We start from the raw sequence: 19,144 nt of genomic DNA, 5'->3' as shown, positions 1-19,144 counted from the left end.
GTTTCAGTGCCAGGTGCCGGCGGTGCTGCCACCGTCGACGGGCAGGACGGCGCCGCTGACAAAGCGCGCGTCGGTCAGGTACAGCACGGCGTTCACCACGTCCTCGGGCTGGCCGGTGCGTCCGCTCGGCGACAGTGCGCCGAGGCCTTCGGTATTGCCGCTATGCAGCGGGGTGTCGATGATCCCCGGGGCCACGGCGTTGACCTGCACGCCGCTGGCGGCCAGTTCCAGGGCCAGGCCCTTGACCGCCTGGTTCAGCCCGCCCTTGACCAGCACCGGCAACAGTGCCGGCACACGGGTGTCCGGTTGCAGCGCCACCGAAGCGGTGATGGCGACGATATGCCCGTGCCCTTGCGCCTTCATCACCCGGGCGGCGGCCTGGGCGGGGTAGAAGAAGCCCTTGAGGTTGGTGCCGACCAGTGCGTCGACATCGGCTTCGGTGTAGTCGGTCACCGGTTTCGGGATGAAGATGCCGGCGTTGTTGACCAGGATATCGACCCGGCCAAAAGCTTCCTGGGCGGCGGCGAACAGCCGCTCGGCGGTGGCTTTCTCGGCGATGTCGCCGGCCACGCCGATAAAGCCAGGCGGGTTGCCCAGGCGAGCGGCGGCCTGGTCCAGGCGAGCCTGGGTGCGGGCGTTGCCGACCACGTTGTCGCCACGCTCGAGGAAGGCCTGGGTCAGGGCAAAGCCCAGGCCGCTGGAGGCGCCGGTGATGATGACGGTTCTTGCGGTGCTCATGGGGAAAGTCTCCGGTGGTTCGAGCCAGTGCTCGGGTGTGCAGCCACTCTAGGCTGCAACGCCCACTTGAAAAATGAGGCGCGGGGCATTTCAATCGATACATCATGTAATCAATCGAGCCACCCATGACCCGCCACTTCGATGATCTGCAACTGGGCAGCCTGGAGCTGTTCTGCCTTGCCGCCGATGCCGGCAGCTTTACCGAGGCCGCGACCCTCGCCAGTGTCACCCCCGCTGCGGTGAGCCGCTCGGTGGCGCGCCTGGAGGAACGCCTGGGCGTGCGCCTGTTCGTGCGTACCACCCGGCAGATGCGCTTGAGCGAGGCGGGCCAGGCCTACTACCAGCATTGCCGCCAGGCATTGGGTCAATTGGTCGAGGCCGAGCGCCAGGTCACCGGTGGCCAGCTCGAGCCCGCAGGCTGCCTGCGCATAAGTGCGCCGACGCCTTACGCCCATCACCGCCTGTTGCCACTGCTGCCGCGCTTTCGCCAACGCTATCCGCGGGTGCAGGTGGACGTGCATGTGAGCAACCGCAACGTCGATTTCGCCGAAGAGCATTTCGACCTGGCGATTCGCGGCCGCGCACCGGCCGACTCGCGGCTGGTGGCCCGGCGCCTGGAGGATGCCGAGTTGGTGGTGGTCGCCACCCCGGACTACCTGGCCCGGGCCGGTGTGCCACAGACCCTCGAGGACCTGGCCGGGCACGAATGCATCCAGTTCGAACTGCCCAGCAATGGCCGGCGTCCCGCCTGGAGTTTTCGTCGCGAGGACCAATGGGTCGAGCTGGAAACCCAGGGCGCGTTCACCTGCCTGGGCGACTTTCTCGCCACCACCACCCTGGTGCGTCATGGCGGCGGCCTGATGCAGGCCTACCGGTTCACCGTGCAGGACGCCCTGGACAGCGGCGAGCTGGTGGAGGTGCTGGCCGGATATGGCGGCACGTCGCGGCCGTTCATGCTGGTGTATCCCCAGGCCCGGCACATGCCGCTGAAGGTCCGCGTGTTCATCGACTTCCTGGTGGCCGAGGTGGGTCTACCGTTGGGCTGAAGCCCTGTGGCGCCGATCTTGGCGGACTATCCTCTGTGCTGCGTCGGCCAACTGGCCGGCGGATATTCCGGCAGTCAGGTTGTTTCCCAGGAGAACACTCCATGAAATCCATGACACTGCTAGTGATCACTTGCGTACTGAGCTTCGCCGCCCATGCCGAGGATGGCCCGGCGACCAACTGCGATGCCAAGATCAAGGACCTGGAATACATCAGCAAGAGCGATGGCCAGGCCTTGCATGGCGGCATGGCCGCCGATTACCACAAGCTGCTCGAGCAGGCCAAGGCCGCCCAGGCCAAAGGCGACATGACCACTTGCCAGGCCTCGGCGGACCGTGCCAAGACGATCTACAACAAGGCGCGGGGCAAGTAGGCACCGTTCGAAACCTCTCGGGGGCAAGCCCGCTCCTGCAGGAACGGGCTTGGAGGCAGCTCCGGCAAGCGGTTGGTTGGGCCTCTCGCGGGCTCTGGTGTAAGCTCTCCCGGTCCTTCCCACGAGATCCGCCGCATGACCTCGCCCAGCCCGCGCCTGGACAGCCTGCTCACCGGCAGCGCCCGGCCATTCACCCGCCCCGGTTCCCTCAGCGCCATCGACAAGCAACCCCGCCAAGGCCCTTTGCGGGTGACCTTGCTCGGTATCGTCGGTGACGAACAGGGCGATCTGCGCGTGCACGGCGGCGTTGAGAAGGCCATCCACCATTATCCCCGCGATCACTACCCCGACTGGGTCGCTGAGCTTGGCGAACACCCCTTGCTGACCCGGCCCGGTGCCTTCGGCGAAAACTTCAGCAGCAGCGGCTGGCGCGAGGCCGATGTGTGTCTGGGCGACCGTATCCGCGTCGGCACGGCGTTGCTGGAGATCTCCCAGGGGCGCATGCCGTGCTGGAAGCTCAACGACCGTTTCGACGTGGCGCAGATGGCGCTGCGGGTGCAGCAGAGCGGGCGCACCGGCTGGTACTACCGGGTGCTGGAGGAGGGCGAGGTACAGGCGGGCGATGCCCTGCAACTGGTCGAGCGCCCCTATGGCCAGTGGTCGGTGGCGCGGCTTTCGGCGGTGTTGTTCGACAAGCAGCTGGAGCCCGGCCTGTTGCGTGAATGCCTGGAACTGCCGCTGGTGCCGAACTGGCGTCGCACCCTGGAAAAACGCCTGGAGCAACGCCAGGTCGAGGACTGGACTTCGCGCCTGCAAGGTCGCAGCGAAAGCTGAACGGCATCGCGCACAACATTTACCCACACAAGGAATGCCCCATGGCCTTCGAACTGGATGATCGCCTGGTCATCGGTGTCGCTTCCAGCGCCGTGTTCGACCTGAGCGAGTCGGACGCCGTGTTCCGCCGCGACGGTGAAGCGCAATACCGCAAGTACCAGGAGCAGCACCTGGACGTGCCACTGGGCAAGGGCATTGCCTACCCCTTCATCAAGCGCCTGCTGGCGCTCAATGACCTGCGCGGCGATCCAGAGGACCCGCTGGTAGAGGTGGTGTTGCTGTCGCAGAACGACCCGGACACCGGCATGCGGGTGATGAAGACCATCGGTCACTACGGCTTGAACATGACCCGGGCCATTTTCACCCAAGGCCGCTCGCCGTATGAGTACATCCCGGCGTTGAACATCGCGCTGTTCCTGTCCGCCGACAAGCAGCACGTGGACGCCGCGATCAAGGCCGGCTACCCGGCGGGGCAGGTGCTGGATTCGAAGTTCGACGACGATGAAAGCGACGATAACCTGCGCATCGCCTTCGACTTCGATGGCGTGCTGGCCGGCGATGAGTCCGAAGCAGTGATGCAGTCGGGCGGCCTTGGCAGCTTCCACGCCCATGAAGTGATCAATGTCACCCAGCCGCACAATCCCGGTCCGCTCAAGGAGTTCTTCGTGCGCATTGCCCGCATCCAGGCGGCCGAGGAACAGCACAAGCTGGCCAATCCCAGTTACGAGAACCGCCTGCGGGTGTCGATCGTCACGGCGCGCAACGCGCCTTCACACGAGCGTGCGCTCAATACCCTGAAAAGCTGGGGGGTGATGGCCAACGACGCGTTCTTCCTGGGTGGGATCGAGAAGCGCAGGGTATTGCAGGTACTAAAGCCGCACATCTTCTTCGATGACCAGTCCGGGCACCTTAAGAGCACCAGCACGGTGGTGCCGTCGGTGCATATCCCGTTCGGCGTGAGCAACCGCCCGGGCTAACCGGCGCCGCGCAAGCGGCGCCAGGTCGCCCTCGTCCGTCAGTGATCCGCCAACCTGTCATCCTGCGACAGCAGCGCCTGGGCCAGCTCTTCGTCACTGGCCTGCAGCCCCGGATTGGCCTGGCGCACCTCGGCCAGCGCCGCTTCCAGATAGGCCCCGCGAATGGCACCGCCGCTGGCGACAAAGGCCGACAGCTCGTCACGGGCCGGGATGATCCGTTTGTCATCCTTGAAGGTCGAGTACAGCGAGGCGGAGACCCCCGCCGAGGTGGCGACGTCCCCGGCATCGACGCGGGCCAGGGCGGCACCGGCAGGGAGCAGGAGCAGCAGCGAGGGAACGAGCAGTAAGTGGCGCATGGCGAGTCCTCCGGAAAGGTGATGCCCAAGGGTGTTACTGCATGCAGTTAAGAGCACTTGAGGTATCAGGGAGTTCCGCTATGTTTGCGAACGTAATGCGTCAGGGGCTAGTCATGCGTGGTTCTGACAGTCTCCGTCGAGGTTGAAGGCTCATGCATCGTGGGAGGCCTTGGTTGCTCCTGAAAACCGAATGAGCTCAAGTCATCCCGTGGATTCATGTTGTTGCGGGCGCTGTAGTTAGGGTTAGTGAGTGTGTTTGCGACTTGTTCAAAGTAGCTTTGTTGAACCGGGTGGATGTTTTGTTTTTGAGTGGGGTTGTCGGGTGTTGGTGAACTGTAAAACGGCTGTGGTTCAAATTTTTTGCTGGCGAAACCGCTTTTACTCGCTTCTACGCTGGCTTTCACATGATGAGGCAGTGGCGTGGGCCGCCGGCTTGGTGCAGGAGAGTTCGGCGGCGTCGAGTCGGTGGAGGTCGTTGAAGATGAGCGCCTCATCATATGCCCGGATGGATCAACATTGTTGACTGGATCATTCTGGCAGTAGGCATAGGCATTGGCGTCACCCTCACCAAATGGACTCAAGTCATCGGTCGAGAGAAACCGCATCAGCACAGGGCTGTAGGCACGGTATCCGTTGCCGAGCAGGTAACACCCGGTAAGCTCTCGCACCTGTGCTGTGAAGCGCAGTAGCGATGACCTGCGATCCGAGGCCGGGTCGTGGCCGAATACGCTGTAGCTGATGGTCTCGGGGTGCTGGCTGCACGGATACCACAGCGTCGAGCCTTGGGCGTCAGCGGCCGATATCACGACCCACTGCTTACCTGTTTTGTGCTGGGCCATGGTATTTCCTGGCTAGGGGACCCTTTTACTTTGGCGTTGTCAGTGGCGCTCGACAACTGACAGATTTGTCAGGTACGCGCCAGCAATTGCCAGCCATGGCGACATTGACCCATAACCCTTGCTCATGATCTGCTCGCAGTCCTGCAGCCTGCCAATCAAAGGAACCGGATGCCATGGCCGAATATACGCTCCACTGCTTTGCCGAGTCGGGAAATGCCTACAAGGCCGCGCTGATGCTGGAACTCACCGGCCAGGACTGGGCGCCGGTGTTCGTCGACTTCTTCCATGGCCAGACCCGTGGGCAAGACTGGCGTGACTCTGTCAACGAGCAAGGGGAGGTGCCGGTGCTGGAACATGCCGGCGAGAAGCTTACCCAATCGGCGCTGATCCTCGATTACCTGGCCGAGCGCAGCGGCCAGTTCGGCCCGCGTGACGATCACGAAAAGCGCGAGATCTGGCGCTGGATGCTGTTCGACAACCACAAGTTCACCAGCTACTACGCCGCGTTGCGCTTCATCTACTGCCTCAAGCAGATGGGCGAGTCGGATGTCACCCGCTTCCTGCGCGAGCGGGCCAGGGCGGCCTACCAGATCGTCGATGCGCACCTGGCGAAGACGCCGTTCATGGTGGGCGGGCGGCTGACCATCGCCGACCTTTCGCTGGCGGGCTATGTGTATATGCCCGAGGACACTGGCCTGGCGGTTGGCGAGTTCCGTCATATCGAGGCCTGGAAACAGCGAATCCAGGACATTCCAGGGTGGAAACATCCCTACGACTTGATGCCGAGAGCCGCTGGCTGAGGCAACGCCAGACCTGCCGGTACAGGCTTGCCTTGCGATAGCGCGCCCGGTATGCAGGTTGGCAGGCCTGGCATTTTTGTCAGTTGCGGGCTAATGGAGTTGCTTGCACAGTCACGCAGACAGGAACTTTGTCCAGGAGTCTGCATGTCAGTATCAACTGTTAGCTCGAAAATGGCCCTGCTGGCCACCGACCGGCACGGTTCGATACTGCGTCATCATGCGTCGCAGGCCAGCCTTACGGTTCCCTACACCGCGTTTGGGTATCGGCCATTTGCCAGTGGGTTGCCCCTGATGCTGGGTTTCAATGGCCAGTTGCAGGAACTGCAGGTTGGGGGCTACCTGCTTGGCAATGGCTATCGGGCATACAGCCCGGTGCTGATGCGCTTCCTGTCACCCGACAGTTTCAGCCCCTTTGGAGACGGTGGCCCAAATGCCTATGTTTACTGCAGCGAAGATCCTGTGAACGCAGTCGACCCGTCAGGACACAAGCCTAAATACAAGATAAAAATCGAGATATACCACCCTAAAGGACCCGTTCCTGGTGGTGATCCTACCCCGACCCGACAACAGATCTGGAACCAGCCTGGAAATACCGCAAACCTCAAGCTTGAAGCGAAACCCAATGCGTTTACGTCGCACGTGGAGAACCTGTATGTATTCGAGTCAGGGGACGGTAAACCCATGTATGTTCTTGGGTTCCATGTAAAGGAAATGCAGGAGATAGCCAGTCGCAGGGAAGCGATATCCAAGGGGCCAGTTGATAGTGAAGGCGTATTGGCTTCCCTGACCAGCCGGGCCAAGGAAATATCCAAGATGGGCACCAACCTCTATAACCAGGCAGCCGATCGCGAAAATAGAAATGTGAATTTTGTGCAGGACAAGACCCCCGGAATCCGGGAAAACTCATGACTAAAATTCAGTGAAGGCGCTCATCGGTGGAAGTGTGTGGACCGCGCTCAGTCCCGACGCTTCCAATCACTCCCAGCCCAGCTCACAAGCCTAGACGCAGGCACGGGCCTATGAATGTGGCACGGCCTTGGCCAACCCAGCATATTGCGCCTTCAAATGCCCCTGCTCATCCAGCAGATACGCATCCATCACCTCGCGCACCACCGGCCCCGCCACCCGGCCACCGGCTTCACCATTCTCGATCATCACCGCCACCACCAGCGCCGGGTGATCGGCCGGGGCAAAACCGACGAACAGGGCATTGTCGCGGTGGCGCTCGAGGGTCTTGTTGCGGTTGTAGCGCTCACCCTGCTTGATCGCCACCACCTGCGCGGTGCCGCTCTTGCCGGCGATGCGGTACTGGGCGCCGGCGGCGGATGCGCGGGCGATGCCGCGCGGGTCGTGCATGACCATCTGCATGCCCTGGCTGACCTGGTCCCAGGCATGCTTGTCGTGCAGCACGATATCCGCCATCGGGTGCGGGTCGACCGGCGCCTGGCCACCGATGGTCAGGGCCAGGTGCGGGCGGTGCCACACGCCCTTGCTGGCCAGCAGGCTGGTGGCCTGGGCCAGCTGCAGCGGGGTCACCTGCATGTAGCCCTGGCCAATGCCGAGAATCAGCGTTTCGCCGGGGAACCAGGCCTGGCGCCGGGTGGCGCGCTTCCACGCCTGGGACGGCATCAGCCCCGGCGCTTCCTCGAACATGTCCAGCGAGACCTTCTGGCCGAGGCCGAACTCGGCCATGTAGTCGTGCAGGCGGTCGATGCCCAGCTTGTGCGCCAGGTCGTAGAAGTAGGTGTCGTTGGAGCGCATGATCGCGCTGTACAGGTCGACCCAGCCATCGCCCGTGCGGTTCCAGTTGCGGTACTTGTGCTCGTAGTTGGGCAGCTCGTAGTAGCCAGGGTCGAACACCCGGCTGCCGGGGGTGATCACGCCGCTGTCGAGGCCGGCGATAGCCACCTCGGGCTTGACCGTCGAGCCTGGGGCGTACAGCCCGCGCAGCACGCGGTTGAACAGTGGCCGGTCGATGGAGTCGCGCAGGGCGGCGTACTGCTTGAAGCTGATGCCCTTGACGAACAGGTTGGGGTCGAATGCCGGGTTGCTGACCATCGCCAGCACGTCGCCGTTGCCCGGGTCGAGCACCACCACCGCGCCGCGCCGATCGCCCAGGGCTTTCTCGGCGGCTTGCTGCAGGTGGGCGTCGAGGCTCAGCACGATGTCCTTGCCCGGCACCGGGTCGTGATGATTGAGCACGCGCATCACCCGGCCCTGGGCGTTGGTCTCGACTTCCTCGTAGCCTACCTGGCCGTGCAGCTGGTCCTCGTAGAAACGCTCGATGCCGGTCTTGCCGATGGACTGGGTGCCACGGTAGGCGGTGCTGTCGAGGCTCTTGGCTTCCTTCTCGTTGATGCGTCCGACGTAGCCGACCGAATGGGCGAAGTGTTCGGCCAAGGGGTACTCGCGAATGAATTGCGGCTCCACCTCCAGCCCCGGCAGGCGGAACTGGTTGACCGCGATCAGGGCGATCTGCTCCTCGCTCAGACCGACCAGCAGAGTCACCGGCTCGAACGGCTTGCGGCCGCGGCGCAGGTCCTTGTCGAACTGCTGGCGGTCGTCCTCGGACAGTCCCAGGACTTGCGCCAGGTTGTCGAGCACCTTCTTCGAATCGCCGGCCCGCTCGCGGGTCATGGTCAGGTTGAAGCTGGGCTTGTTGTCGGCCAATACCACGCCATTGCGATCGTAGATCAGGCCGCGTTCGGGCGGGATCGGCAGCACGTGCACGCGGTTGTTTTCCGACACCGCCGACTGCTGGTCGTGCTGCAACACCTGGAGCACGTAGAGCCGGCCTACCAGTACCGCCACCAGGCCGAGCACCAGCAGGGCGCAGGCCAGCAGCCGGCGGTTGACCAGGTGCTTTTCCTTTTCGTGGTCCTTGAGGGGGATGGGTTGCGGCATGAGCACAGGGGAGCGGCGGGTGGGGCGGCGATGCTACGCGGGCAGGCGGTGAGGCTCAAGGCGCAGCGCCCCGCGCCAAACTGGCCAGGTATTGCTCTGGCCCGCAGGCAAGGGCTCTGCGGCAATCATGAAGCTTCTTTCATGTGGGCACAGGCCTAGGCAATGAACTCCGATTCTCTTGCCGGCTGAGCAACCGCATCCTGGCGAATGCTGAGCACCACGGCGCCTGCGCACAAGCCCAGCAGCCCGACACTGGCCACCACGATATCCCCCATCCCCGTGCCGGCGAGCATTAGCACCAGGCTGATACGAAACACTGCGGTCATGGCGATCTCCAGGGCAGGGCGAGCGAAGTCCGAAGTATCACCATACCGTTCCGAACGCCGGGGTACAGGGCAGGAGGGAGGGTTTGGCAGTGTATGCGCCTGCTTTGGCACAAAGCCCGCCACTTGACGGCATGGGCCATCCCTGATTTCATTGAAACCGGTTTCATCAACCCTGCACAAACACCTACAAGAAGGGCTCAGGGGTGGATAAAGACGCAGTTCCCGTCCGAGGACGGGTCACTATCAGCGAGGTCGCCAAGGCGGCCGGCGTCTCCAAGGCAACCGTCTCGCGCTATATGGGCGAGGATCGGCAACTGCTCGCCGAGGCGACCGCGCAGCGCATCGAAGCCGTCGTCGAGCGCCTGGGCTATCGCCCCAACCGCATGGCCAGTGCCCTCAAGCGCGGCCGCACCGGGCTGATCGGCATGCTCCTGGCGGATATCCGCAACCCCTATTCCGTGGCGGTGATGCACGCTGTCGAGACGGCCTGTCGCCAGCACGGCTACAGCCTGGTGGTGTGCAACACCGACTGTGACGACGCCCAGGAGCGCAGCCAGCTGCAGGCCCTGCAGGCGTACAACGTCGACGGCCTGATCGTGAACACCCTGGGCCACCGCGCCGGAGAGCTGGCCAGCCTGGCCCGCGACCTGCCCATGGTGCTGGTCGACCGGCAACTGGCGGGCCTGCCGGTCGATCTGGTGGGCCTGGACAACAGCGACGCCGTCGAGCAGGCGCTGGATCACCTTGAACACAACGGTTATCGCGACATCCTCGCCGTCACCGAGCCACTCGATGGCACCAGCTCGCGGCAGGAGCGCGTGGATGCCTTCCAGGCCTCCATCGCCCGGCGTCGTGGGTTGCGCGGGCAGGTGCTGGAGGTAGGCCCGGGCCTCGCCGAGCAGTTGGGCGCGTTCATCGCCGGGGCAGGGCACGGCCCGCAGGCGCTGTTCAGTTGCAATGGTGTCGCCACCCTGGAGCTGGTGAGGGTGCTGCACGCCAGGGGCGGGCCGCTGTTCCAGGACCTGGGCCTGCTGGCGCTGGACGACCTGGACTGGTACCCGCTGGTGGGCGACGGCATCAGCGCATTGGCGCAACCCACCGGGCGCATCGGCGCGGCGGCGTTCCAGTGCCTGCTGGAGCGCCTGCAAGGCAGCCCTCTGCCGGCCCGGCGCCTGGATTTGCGCGCGCAGCTCATTGCGCGAGGCTCTACCCGATCAAAACACTGACGGCGTCGCGGGCGCCGTTGTTGTCGGGGAAAAATGAAACCGGTTTCATTCACAAGAACAAGGACTACCACGATGCGTACGCACACTGTTTCCATCAGCTTGTCGAGTTTCGGTGCCGACGCCGTGAGGCGGTTGGGCCAGGCCAGCTACCTGCCGTTGCTCGCTGCGGCGGGGGCGCGGCGGGTGGAGTGGCGCGAGGAGCTGTTCAACGCCGCGCCTGATGCCGCTACCCTGGCCAACCTGGCCGCCGAGCATGGCCTGCAGAGTCTCTACTCCACGCCACTGGAACTGTGGCGCGAGGATGGCAGCCTGGAGCCCGCGATTGCCCAGCGCCTGCAGCTGGCGAGTGAGATCGGCGCAGTGGCGCTCAAGGTGTCGCTGGGTCATTACCAGGATGGCTGCGATTTGCCGGCGCTGGCGCCACTGTTGCAACACAAGACGGCGCTGTACGTGGAAAACGACCAGACGCCCTACGGCGGGCGCCTGCAGACCTTGGTGAAGTTCTTTCGCGAGGCCCAGGCGCAAGGCGTGGCGCCGGGCATGACCTTCGACATCGGCAACTGGTACTGGCACGACGAGTCGCCGCTGCTGGCCGCGCAATTGCTGGGGCGTTGGGTGCGCTACGTGCACTGCAAGGCGGTGGCGCGCCGCGCCGACGGGCGCCTGGTGGCCGTGGTGCCCGAGGACCTCGACCTGGCCCAGTGGCGCGAATTGATGACGCATTTCGCCCCGGGCCTGCCGCGTGCCATCGAGTACCCCCTGGCCGGCGAGGACCTGCTGGCACTGACGGCGCACCAGGTCGCGCAGTTGGCCGAGCTGGAAGGGCAGGTGTGCCATGGCTGAGCATGACGTGCTGTGCTTCGGTGAAACCATGGCCATGTTCGTGGCGGCGCAGCCGGGCGACCTGGCCCAGGTCGAGGGCTTCGGCAAACGCATCGCCGGTGCCGACAGCAATGTGGCCATCGGCCTGTCACGCCTGGGCCTGCGGGTGCAATGGCTGAGCCGGGTCGGTGACGACTCGCTCGGTGCCTTCGTGCTCGACAGACTGCGCCGCGAAGGCCTGGACTGTTCCAGTGTCGAGATCGATGCCGGGCACCCAACGGGGTTCCAGCTCAAGGAGCGCTGCGACGATGGCAGCGATCCGAAAGTCGAGTATTTCCGCCGCGGCTCGGCGGCCAGCCGGCTGTCGCCCGCGCTGGTGCGGCCGGCGTTGTTGCAGGCCCGGCACCTGCATGCCACGGGCATTCCGGCGGCGCTTTCAGGCAGTTGCCGCGAACTGTGTCACCAGTTGCTGGACGGCATGCGCGCCAATGGTCGCAGCATTTCCTTCGACCCCAACCTGCGTCCCTCGCTGTGGCCCGACCGCCAGACCATGGTGCGCGAGGTCAACGCCCTGGCGGCCAAGGCCGACTGGGTGCTGCCAGGGCTGGAGGAGGGGCGCCTGCTCACCGGCCGGCAGTCGCCGCAGGCCATCGCCGAGTTCTACCTTGAGCAGGGCGCGCAATACGTGGCGATCAAGCTGGGGGCCGAAGGCGCCTACTGGCGCGATGCCCAGGGCGCCCATGGCGTGGTGCCCGGCCAGCCGGTCGTCCGGGTAGTGGACACCGTGGGCGCGGGCGATGCCTTCGCCGTCGGGGTGATCAGCGCCTTGCTCGAAGGCTTGCCGCTGCGCCGCGCCGTGGCCCGCGGCAACTGGTGCGGCAGCCGCGCGGTGCAGAGCCGCGGCGACATGGAAGGCCTGCCGCAACGTCATGAACTGGACCACCACGAAAACCCTGCGCGCGAAGCACGCTGAAGCGCCGACCTGTGCGCAACCTGATGTGACAAGAACAACAAGACCAGGAGAACACCCATGCAGATCGATCGACTCGCACCCAGACGCTGGTGGTACATCATGCCCATCGTCTTCATCACCTACAGCCTGGCCTACCTCGACCGGGCCAACTATGGCTTCGCCGCGGCCTCGGGCATGGCCGACGACCTGAAGATCACCCCGGCGCTGTCGTCGCTGCTCGGCGCGCTGTTCTTCCTTGGCTACTTCTTCTTCCAGGTGCCCGGCGCCCTGTACGCGCAGAAGCGCAGTGTGAAGAAGCTGATCTTCGCCAGCCTGATCCTCTGGGGCGGGCTGGCCACGCTGACCGGGATCGTCCACGACGTCTATTGGCTGATCGCCATCCGCTTTCTCCTGGGCGTGGTCGAGGCGGCGGTGATGCCGGCCATGCTCATCTACCTGTGTCACTGGTTCACCCGCGCCGAGCGCTCGCGGGCCAATACCTTCCTGATCCTCGGCAACCCGGTGACCATCCTGTGGATGTCGGTGGTCTCGGGTTACCTGGTGCAGCAGTTCGACTGGCGCTGGATGTTCATCATCGAAGGCGCGCCGGCCATTCTCTGGGCGTTCATCTGGTGGCGCCTGGTCGATGACCGACCGGAGCAGGCCAAGTGGCTTGATGCCCGGGAGAAGGCCGCGCTGCGCGAAGCGCTGGACGCCGAGCAGCAGGGCATCAAGCCGGTGAAGAACTATGCCGAGGCATTCCGCTCGCCCACGGTGATCATCCTGTCGTTGCAGTACTTCTGCTGGAGCATCGGCGTGTATGGCTTCGTCCTCTGGCTACCGTCGATCCTCAAGCAGGCCGCCGCGCTGGACATCGTCACCGCCGGCTGGCTGTCGGCGGTGCCGTACCTGGGGGCGGTGCTGGCCATGCTCGGGGTGTCGTGGGCCTCGGACCGCCTGCAGAAGCGCAAGCGCTTCGTCTGGCCGCCGCTACTGATCGCCGCGCTGGCGTTCTACGGCTCCTATGCCCTGGGCACCGAGCACTTCTGGTGGTCGTACGCCTTGCTGGTGATCGCCGGCGCCTGCATGTACGCGCCCTACGGGCCGTTTTTCGCGATCGTTCCCGAACTGTTGCCGGCCAACGTCGCCGGGGGCGCCATGGCGCTGATCAACAGCATGGGCGCGTTGGGCTCGTTCTCGGGCTCGTACCTGGTCGGCTACCTCAATGGTGTCACCGGCGGCCCCGGCGCCTCGTACCTGTTCATGTGCGGTGCACTGCTGCTGGCCGTGGCCCTGACCGCCGTCCTCAACCCCTTGCAACAGGCGCGCCGGCACAGCCTAGCGCCGAGCCGATAGGAGCCTCAGCATGAAAAAGCGCATCGTCGCCTACAAACGCCTGTCCGATGAACTGATGGCGCGCCTGCACGCGCAGGCCGAGGTGACCCTGGTGGAAGCGCCGGCCGCCGATGGCCTGGCGCGCTTGCGCGCGGCGCTGCCGGGCGCCCATGGCCTGCTCGGCGCCAGCCTGCGCCTGGACCGCGCGCTGCTCGACCTGGCGCCGCAGTTGGAGGTGATCTCCAGCGTGTCGGTGGGTGTGGACAACTACGATATCGAGGCGCTGGATCAGCGCGGGGTGCTGCTGACCAACACCCCCGACGTGCTCACTGAAACCACCGCCGACACCGGTTTCGCGCTGATCCTGGCCTGTGCCCGGCGCGTGGTCGAGCTTGACGGCTGGATTCGCGCCGGCCACTGGCGGGCCGGGATCGGGCCGGCGCAGTTCGGCTGCGACGTGCAGGGCAAGACCCTGGGCATCGTCGGCATGGGCCGTATCGGCGAGGCCCTGGCCCGACGCGCACATGCCGGTTTCGGCATGCGCGTGCTGTACCACACCCGTCAGCCGCGGCCCGAAGTGGAGGCGCGGTTCGACGCCGGCCATCGCAGCCTTGATGCGTTGCTGGCCGAGTCCGATTTCGTCTGCCTGTGCCTGCCGCTGACCGCCGCGACCGAGAACCTGATCGGCGCGCCACAGTTGGCGCTGATGAAGCCATCGGCGATCCTGGTGAACATCTCCCGTGGCCGAGTGCTGGACGAGGCGGCTTTGCTCCAGGCCCTGGCCGAGCGGCGCATTCGTGGCGCCGGGCTGGACGTGTTCGTGCAGGAGCCGCTGGCGGCCGATTCGCCGCTGCTGCAACTGGACAACCTGGTGGTCACCCCGCATATCGGCTCGGCCACGCTGGAGACCCGCGAAGCCATGGCCCGCTGCGCAGTGGACAACCTGCTGGCCGCGCTGGCCGGCGAGCGGCCGGCGAACCTGGTCAACCCTGTGGCCTGGGAGCGGCGAAACAACTGAGCCTGGTGAGCGTCGCGCTTGCCTCATGTCTACCAAAACAACAGCCTTTGTCTGGTTCGAGATCCCGGGGTCGCTCTGCGACCCCTTGGCAATTCAAGGCCGGCCGCGCAAGACAGCGCTGTCTTGGGCGGCCGGCGCCGGGATCTCGATTGGCGAAAAGGGCGACGATTCCCGTATGACCTGATCAACAGAGAGACATCCTCATGTCCAAGGACCAACCCGCCTCCGTGCAACCGGCGCGCCGGGCGTTCCTGCGCCAATCCCTGACCCTGATCCCGGTGGCGACCCTCGCCAGCACGGGGCTGGGCGGTGCAGTGCTCGCCGACAGCGCCACCCCGGCAGCCGCCGAACCGGCCCGGCCGGTTACCGCGCGCGCCTACCAGCCGACCTTCTTCACCCAGGAGGAGTGGGCCTTCGTCAGCGCCGCCGTGGCCGTGCTCATCCCCACTGATGCCCTGGGCGCGGGCGCGGCCGATGCCGGCGTGCCCGAGTTCATCGACCGCCAGCTCAACACCCGCTACGGCAGTGGCGGGCTGTGGTACATGCAGGGGCCATTCCACCCCGACGCCCCCAGCGAGCTGGGCTACCAGCTCAAGCTCAACCCCCAGGAGATCTACCGGCTGGGCATCGCCGAGACCGACGCCTGGTGCAAGGCGCAGTTCGGCAAGGCGTTCGCCCAGCTCGGTCTTGCGCGCCAGCAGCAGGTACTGCAGGCCCTGGACGGCGGTACGGCGACGTTTGCCTCGTTGCCGGCGGCCACCTTCTTCAACATGCTCTGGCTCAACACCCGCGAAGGCTTTTTCAGTGATCCGCTGCACGGCGGCAACCAGGGGTTGGTCGGCTGGAAACTGGTGGGCTTCCCAGGCGCCCGCGCCGATTTCATGGACTGGGTGGAGCGCGACGAGCGTTATCCGTTCCCGCCGGTCTCCATCAGCGGCGAGCGGGGTTGAAGCATGAGCCAGATGAAAAAAGTCGATGTAGTCATCGTCGGGTTCGGCTGGGCCGGGGCGATCATGGCCAAGGAGCTGACAGAGGCCGGCCTGCAGGTGCTCGCCCTGGAGCGTGGCCCGGCCCGGGACACCTACCCGGATGGCGTCTACCCGCAGACCATGGACGAGCTGACCTACAACTCGCGCAAGAAGCTGTTCATGGACATCTCCCGCGAGACCGTGACCCTGCGCCACAGCGTCAACGACGTGGCCGTGCCGTATCGCCAGTTCGGCGCCTTCCTGCCCGGCACCGGCACGGGTGGGGCGGGGCTGCACTGGTCCGGCGTGCATTTTCGCGTCGACCCGGTGGAGCTGCGCCTGCGCAGCCACTACGAGGAGCGCTACGGCAAGGCCTTCATCCCCGAAGGCATGACCATCCAGGACTTCGGCGTGAGCTACGAAGAGCTGGAGCCGTACTTCGATTTCGCCGAGAAAGTGTTCGGCACCTCCGGCACGGCCTGGTCGATCAAGGGCCAGGTGGTGGGCCGCGACAAGGGCGGCAACCCGTTCGCCGCCGACCGCTCCAGCGACTTCCCGCTGGTGGCGCAGAAGAACACCGTGTCGGCGCAACTGTTCGAGAAGGCCGCCCGTGAAGTCGGCTATCACCCCTACAACCTGCCGTCGGCCAACACCTCCGGGCCTTACACCAACCCGTACGGCGCGCAGATGGGGCCGTGCAACTTCTGTGGTTACTGCAGCGGCTATGCCTGCTACATGTACTCCAAGGCCTCGCCCAACGTGAACATCCTGCCGGCCCTGCGCCAGGTGCCGAACTTCGAGTTGCGCAACAATGCCCATGTGCTGCGGGTCAACCTGACCGAGGACAAACGCCTGGCCACCGGCGTGACCTATGTCGACAGCCAGGGGCGTGAGGTCGAGCAACCGGCCGACCTGGTGATCCTCGGCGCCTTCCAGTACAACAACGTGCGCCTGATGCTGCTCTCGGGCATTGGCAAACCCTACGATCCGGTCAGCAACCAAGGCGTGGTGGGGCGCAACTTCGCCTACCAGAACATCTCCACCGTGACCGCGTTCTTCGACCGCGACAGCCACCATACCAACCCCTTCATCGGTGCCGGCGGCAACGGTGTGGCGGTGGACGATTTCAACGCCGACAACTTCGACCATGGCCCCCACGGTTTCGTCGGCGGCTCGCCGTTCTGGGTCAACCAGGCGGGCGCCAAGCCGATCTCCGGCACCAAGGTGCCGCCGGGCACGCCGAAATGGGGCAGTGGCTGGAAGGCCGCGGTGGCCGACAGCTACCGGCACATGCTGTCGATGGACGCCCACGGCGCTCACCAGTCCTACCGCGACAACTACCTCGACCTGGACCCGGTGTACAAGGACGCCTACGGCCAGCCGTTGCTGCGCATGACCTTCGACTGGAAGGACAACGACGTGAAGATGAACCGCTTCATGGTCGAGCGCATGGGCAAGATCGCCGAAGCCATGGGGCCCAAGGCGATCAGCGCGGGGAAAAAGGCCTTCGGCCAGCACTTCGATGCCTCCACCTACCAGACCACCCACCTCAATGGCGGCGCCATCATGGGCACCGACCCGAAGACCAGCGCGCTCAACCGCTACCTGCAATGCTGGGACGTGCACAACGTGTTCGTGCCCGGCGCCTCGGCCTTCCCCCAGGGCCTGGGCTACAACCCCACCGGGCTGGTGGCGGCGTTGACCTACTGGTCGGCGCGGGCGATCCGCGAACGCTACCTGAAGAACCCCGGCCCACTGGTGCAGGCATGAGGAGGCCGGTCATGAAACTCAAGACACTGTTCATCGCCATGCTCGGCCTGGGTGCGAGCACCTTGCTGCACGCCGCCGACGGCGTCGATCCAGCCTTGGTCAAGCAGGGCGAGTACCTGGCCCGTGCCGGCGACTGCGTGGCCTGCCACACCGCCAAGGGCGGCAAGCCCTTCGCCGGCGGGCTGCCGATGGAGACGCCGATCGGCACCCTGTATTCGACCAATATCACCCCGCACGCCAGCGGCATCGGCCAGTACCGCTACGAAGACTTCGAGCGCGCCGTGCGCCAGGGCATCGGCAAGGATGGCAGTACGCTGTATCCGGCCATGCCATACCCGTCCTATGCCCGGGTCAGCGATCAGGACATGCAGGCGCTGTATGCCTACTTCATGCACGGCGTGCAGCCGGTGGCGCAGCAGAACAAGGCCAGCGACATCCCTTGGCCATTGAGCATGCGCTGGCCGCTGGCGTTCTGGCGTGGGTTGTTCGCGCCCGAGGTCAAGCCGTTCGAAGCCGCAGGGCGTGATCCGGTGGTGGCGCGGGGTGCCTACCTGGTCGAAGGGCTGGGCCATTGCGGGGCCTGTCATACGCCACGGGCGATCACCATGCAGGAAAAGGCATTGGATACCACCGATGGCGACGCTTTCCTGGCCGGCAGTGCACCGCTCGAGGGCTGGATCGCCAAGAGCCTGCGCGGCGACCACAAGGACGGCCTGGGCAGTTGGAACGAGGCGCAGATCGTCGCCTTCCTCAAGACCGGCCGCAATGAACGCACCGCGGTGTTCGGCGGCATGAGCGACGTGGTCGAGCACAGCATGCAGTACATGAGCGATGCCGACCTGACGGCCATTGCCCGCTACCTGAAGACCTTGCCGCCGAGCAACCCGGATGACCAGCCGTTCCAGGCGGACCCCAGCGTGGCCCAGGCGCTGTGGCAAGGCAATGACGGCAAGACGGGCGCGGCGTTGTACGTGGACAACTGCGGGGCTTGCCACCGTACCGACGGCCAGGGCTATGCCCGGGTGTTCCCGGCGCTGGCAGGCAATCCGGTGGTGCAGGGGCAGGATGCCACCTCGCTGATCCACATCGTGCTGGAAGGCGCGACCCTGCCGGCCACGGCGAGCGCGCCGTCGACGTTCAGCATGCCCGGCTTCGGCTGGCGGCTGTCGGACCAGCAGGTGGCCGATGTGGTCAACTTCATTCGCAGCAGCTGGGGCAACCAGGCCGCGGCGGTGACTGCGGGGCAGGTGGCGGCGCTGCGCAAGGCGGCACCGGTGCCGCTCAAGGCGCAGACGCTGATCGGCGATACCACAGGGATTGCTGAGCCTTGATCGGCAGGCTCGATTGACAGGGAGGTGTTGTGGGAGGGGCTTGCCCCGCGATGGCCGCTTGGCCAGATCGCGGGGCAAGCCCCCTCTCACCGGTCGCCGATTACGCCGCCGAACACCTCGAAACCACTTCAAAATATGCTAATAAATTACTTTTCATATAGTTCATAACTAGTTGAATTATATGTATTATTTTTTAGCAACTGCATGCTGGGCACATTGCTCGTAATACGTCTGCTTGATCGCCGCAGGCTTCAGCCGCGAGCGACTGTTATACGTCTGCTCGGTGATCCCGAACGCCGTCATGCGCATCCATGGCTTGGCGAACTTGCGTGCCTGCAGCTTCTTGCGCGTGGCATACAGGGTCACCCCGGAAAGCTTGGCCTGTTGCGCCTCGGCGGCGATCTGCGCGCCCCAGCCGCACACCTGGCGATCGTTCTGGCTCAGGGCCCGGGCCTGGGCGCCGAAGGCGGTTGTGGCCAGCAGGCAGCCAGCCACGGTTGCTAGAATTACGCGCATGTTGCTGTCCTAAGC

At 65.1% G+C, this 19,144-nt stretch carries 19 protein-coding genes and 1 pseudogene; 14 read left to right on the top strand and 6 right to left on the bottom strand.

Annotation, left to right across the window (positions count from 1 at the left end; genetic code table 11):
- Positions 1-3: 3 nt before the first annotated feature.
- Complete coding sequence (locus AAHK21_RS24560) at positions 4-738, bottom strand: SDR family NAD(P)-dependent oxidoreductase (protein ID WP_367858632.1); 735 nt, start codon at positions 736-738, stop codon at positions 4-6.
- A 125-nt stretch (positions 739-863) separates the two neighbouring features.
- Between AAHK21_RS24560 and AAHK21_RS24555 the strand changes: the two genes are divergently transcribed.
- The 4 genes from AAHK21_RS24555 (at position 864) to AAHK21_RS24540 (ending at position 3,966) form a co-directional block, all read left to right on the top strand.
- Positions 864-1,784 (top strand): LysR family transcriptional regulator, encoded by a 921-nt coding sequence (locus AAHK21_RS24555; protein ID WP_367858631.1) that lies wholly within the window; start codon positions 864-866, stop codon positions 1,782-1,784.
- A gap of 101 nt (positions 1,785-1,885) precedes the next feature.
- The gene (locus tag AAHK21_RS24550; RefSeq protein ID WP_023631057.1) at positions 1,886-2,155 is read left to right on the top strand and encodes a hypothetical protein; all 270 of its coding nucleotides are present in this window, start codon (positions 1,886-1,888) and stop codon (positions 2,153-2,155) included.
- Between the two features lie 135 nt (positions 2,156-2,290).
- Positions 2,291-2,989, top strand: coding sequence for an MOSC domain-containing protein (locus AAHK21_RS24545; RefSeq protein WP_367858630.1), 699 nt, complete (start codon positions 2,291-2,293; stop codon positions 2,987-2,989).
- A gap of 41 nt (positions 2,990-3,030) precedes the next feature.
- Positions 3,031-3,966 (top strand): 5'-nucleotidase, encoded by a 936-nt coding sequence (locus AAHK21_RS24540; RefSeq protein WP_367858629.1) that lies wholly within the window; start codon positions 3,031-3,033, stop codon positions 3,964-3,966.
- A 38-nt stretch (positions 3,967-4,004) separates the two neighbouring features.
- Here AAHK21_RS24540 and AAHK21_RS24535 read toward each other — a convergent pair whose 3' ends face one another.
- Both AAHK21_RS24535 and AAHK21_RS24530 read right to left on the bottom strand, forming a co-directional pair.
- Positions 4,005-4,322: a DUF2388 domain-containing protein gene (locus AAHK21_RS24535; protein WP_102684839.1), complete on the bottom strand. Its 318-nt coding sequence runs from the start codon at positions 4,320-4,322 to the stop codon at positions 4,005-4,007.
- A gap of 494 nt (positions 4,323-4,816) precedes the next feature.
- Positions 4,817-5,062, bottom strand: a pseudogene (locus AAHK21_RS24530) (RHS repeat-associated core domain-containing protein); the annotation flags it as partial.
- Positions 5,063-5,334: 272 nt separating this feature from the next.
- Between AAHK21_RS24530 and AAHK21_RS24525 the strand changes: the two are divergent.
- Both AAHK21_RS24525 and AAHK21_RS24520 read left to right on the top strand, forming a co-directional pair.
- The gene (locus AAHK21_RS24525) at positions 5,335-5,961 is read left to right on the top strand and encodes a glutathione S-transferase family protein (protein ID WP_367858628.1); all 627 of its coding nucleotides are present in this window, start codon (positions 5,335-5,337) and stop codon (positions 5,959-5,961) included.
- Positions 5,962-6,105: 144 nt separating this feature from the next.
- The gene (locus AAHK21_RS24520) at positions 6,106-6,870 is read left to right on the top strand and encodes an RHS repeat-associated core domain-containing protein (RefSeq protein ID WP_367858627.1); all 765 of its coding nucleotides are present in this window, start codon (positions 6,106-6,108) and stop codon (positions 6,868-6,870) included.
- 108 nt (positions 6,871-6,978) lie between these two features.
- Here the strand turns inward: AAHK21_RS24520 and mrdA are convergent, their stop codons facing one another.
- Together mrdA and AAHK21_RS24510 are read right to left on the bottom strand one after the other, a co-directional pair.
- On the bottom strand, positions 6,979-8,865 hold the full coding sequence (gene mrdA / locus AAHK21_RS24515) for a penicillin-binding protein 2 (protein ID WP_367858626.1): 1,887 nt from the start codon (positions 8,863-8,865) through the stop codon (positions 6,979-6,981).
- A gap of 155 nt (positions 8,866-9,020) precedes the next feature.
- Positions 9,021-9,191 carry a hypothetical protein gene (locus tag AAHK21_RS24510; RefSeq protein WP_367858625.1) on the bottom strand — a complete coding sequence of 57 codons (171 nt, stop codon included), beginning with the start codon at positions 9,189-9,191 and terminating at the stop codon, positions 9,021-9,023.
- Between the two features lie 203 nt (positions 9,192-9,394).
- Here AAHK21_RS24510 and AAHK21_RS24505 point away from each other — a divergent pair, with 203 nt between their 5' ends.
- From AAHK21_RS24505 to AAHK21_RS24470, 8 genes are all read left to right on the top strand, one after another.
- Positions 9,395-10,417, top strand: coding sequence for a LacI family DNA-binding transcriptional regulator (locus tag AAHK21_RS24505; protein ID WP_367858624.1), 1,023 nt, complete (start codon positions 9,395-9,397; stop codon positions 10,415-10,417).
- Between the two features lie 72 nt (positions 10,418-10,489).
- A complete protein-coding gene (locus AAHK21_RS24500) occupies positions 10,490-11,260 on the top strand; it encodes a sugar phosphate isomerase/epimerase family protein (RefSeq protein ID WP_367858623.1) in 771 nt (256 codons plus the stop codon).
- Positions 11,253-12,212 (top strand): sugar kinase, encoded by a 960-nt coding sequence (locus AAHK21_RS24495; protein WP_367858622.1) that lies wholly within the window; start codon positions 11,253-11,255, stop codon positions 12,210-12,212. Before AAHK21_RS24500 ends, AAHK21_RS24495 begins: the two co-directional genes overlap by 8 nt.
- A 57-nt stretch (positions 12,213-12,269) precedes the next feature.
- Entirely contained in the window at positions 12,270-13,547 is a 1,278-nt protein-coding gene (locus tag AAHK21_RS24490) for an MFS transporter (RefSeq protein WP_134692080.1), read from the top strand.
- A gap of 10 nt (positions 13,548-13,557) precedes the next feature.
- A complete protein-coding gene (locus tag AAHK21_RS24485; RefSeq protein WP_367858621.1) occupies positions 13,558-14,544 on the top strand; it encodes a 2-hydroxyacid dehydrogenase in 987 nt (328 codons plus the stop codon).
- A gap of 203 nt (positions 14,545-14,747) precedes the next feature.
- Positions 14,748-15,494, top strand: coding sequence for a gluconate 2-dehydrogenase subunit 3 family protein (locus AAHK21_RS24480; protein WP_367858620.1), 747 nt, complete (start codon positions 14,748-14,750; stop codon positions 15,492-15,494).
- Between the two features lie 3 nt (positions 15,495-15,497).
- Positions 15,498-17,282, top strand: coding sequence for a GMC family oxidoreductase (locus AAHK21_RS24475; RefSeq protein ID WP_177182954.1), 1,785 nt, complete (start codon positions 15,498-15,500; stop codon positions 17,280-17,282).
- A gap of 11 nt (positions 17,283-17,293) precedes the next feature.
- Complete coding sequence (locus AAHK21_RS24470; RefSeq protein ID WP_367858619.1) at positions 17,294-18,613, top strand: c-type cytochrome; 1,320 nt, start codon at positions 17,294-17,296, stop codon at positions 18,611-18,613.
- 186 nt (positions 18,614-18,799) lie between these two features.
- Here the strand turns inward: AAHK21_RS24470 and AAHK21_RS24465 are convergent, their stop codons facing one another.
- Positions 18,800-19,129: a hypothetical protein gene (locus tag AAHK21_RS24465; protein ID WP_046855381.1), complete on the bottom strand. Its 330-nt coding sequence runs from the start codon at positions 19,127-19,129 to the stop codon at positions 18,800-18,802.
- Between the last annotated feature and the right edge of the window lie 15 nt (positions 19,130-19,144).

The sequence above is a fragment of the Pseudomonas sp. TE50-2 genome (assembly GCF_040813665.1).
Taxonomy (GTDB): Bacteria; Pseudomonadota; Gammaproteobacteria; order Pseudomonadales; family Pseudomonadaceae; genus Aquipseudomonas; species Aquipseudomonas soli.
This window is presented reverse-complemented; position numbering and strand designations above follow the sequence as displayed.

What these genes read in the sequence shown, in the direction of transcription:
- AAHK21_RS24560 (WP_367858632.1), bottom strand. Translation starts at nt 738, where the DNA reads ATGAGCACCGCAAGAACCGTCATCATCACCGGCGCCTCCAGCGGCCTG.
- AAHK21_RS24555 (WP_367858631.1), top strand. Translation starts at nt 864, where the DNA reads ATGACCCGCCACTTCGATGATCTGCAACTGGGCAGCCTGGAGCTGTTC.
- AAHK21_RS24550 (WP_023631057.1), top strand. Translation starts at nt 1,886, where the DNA reads ATGAAATCCATGACACTGCTAGTGATCACTTGCGTACTGAGCTTCGCC.
- AAHK21_RS24545 (WP_367858630.1), top strand. Translation starts at nt 2,291, where the DNA reads ATGACCTCGCCCAGCCCGCGCCTGGACAGCCTGCTCACCGGCAGCGCC.
- AAHK21_RS24540 (WP_367858629.1), top strand. Translation starts at nt 3,031, where the DNA reads ATGGCCTTCGAACTGGATGATCGCCTGGTCATCGGTGTCGCTTCCAGC.
- AAHK21_RS24535 (WP_102684839.1), bottom strand. Translation starts at nt 4,322, where the DNA reads ATGCGCCACTTACTGCTCGTTCCCTCGCTGCTGCTCCTGCTCCCTGCC.
- AAHK21_RS24525 (WP_367858628.1), top strand. Translation starts at nt 5,335, where the DNA reads ATGGCCGAATATACGCTCCACTGCTTTGCCGAGTCGGGAAATGCCTAC.
- AAHK21_RS24520 (WP_367858627.1), top strand. Translation starts at nt 6,106, where the DNA reads ATGTCAGTATCAACTGTTAGCTCGAAAATGGCCCTGCTGGCCACCGAC.
- mrdA (WP_367858626.1), bottom strand. Translation starts at nt 8,865, where the DNA reads ATGCCGCAACCCATCCCCCTCAAGGACCACGAAAAGGAAAAGCACCTG.
- AAHK21_RS24510 (WP_367858625.1), bottom strand. Translation starts at nt 9,191, where the DNA reads ATGACCGCAGTGTTTCGTATCAGCCTGGTGCTAATGCTCGCCGGCACG.
- AAHK21_RS24500 (WP_367858623.1), top strand. Translation starts at nt 10,490, where the DNA reads ATGCGTACGCACACTGTTTCCATCAGCTTGTCGAGTTTCGGTGCCGAC.
- AAHK21_RS24495 (WP_367858622.1), top strand. Translation starts at nt 11,253, where the DNA reads ATGGCTGAGCATGACGTGCTGTGCTTCGGTGAAACCATGGCCATGTTC.
- AAHK21_RS24490 (WP_134692080.1), top strand. Translation starts at nt 12,270, where the DNA reads ATGCAGATCGATCGACTCGCACCCAGACGCTGGTGGTACATCATGCCC.
- AAHK21_RS24485 (WP_367858621.1), top strand. Translation starts at nt 13,558, where the DNA reads ATGAAAAAGCGCATCGTCGCCTACAAACGCCTGTCCGATGAACTGATG.
- AAHK21_RS24480 (WP_367858620.1), top strand. Translation starts at nt 14,748, where the DNA reads ATGTCCAAGGACCAACCCGCCTCCGTGCAACCGGCGCGCCGGGCGTTC.
- AAHK21_RS24475 (WP_177182954.1), top strand. Translation starts at nt 15,498, where the DNA reads ATGAGCCAGATGAAAAAAGTCGATGTAGTCATCGTCGGGTTCGGCTGG.
- AAHK21_RS24470 (WP_367858619.1), top strand. Translation starts at nt 17,294, where the DNA reads ATGAAACTCAAGACACTGTTCATCGCCATGCTCGGCCTGGGTGCGAGC.
- AAHK21_RS24465 (WP_046855381.1), bottom strand. Translation starts at nt 19,129, where the DNA reads ATGCGCGTAATTCTAGCAACCGTGGCTGGCTGCCTGCTGGCCACAACC.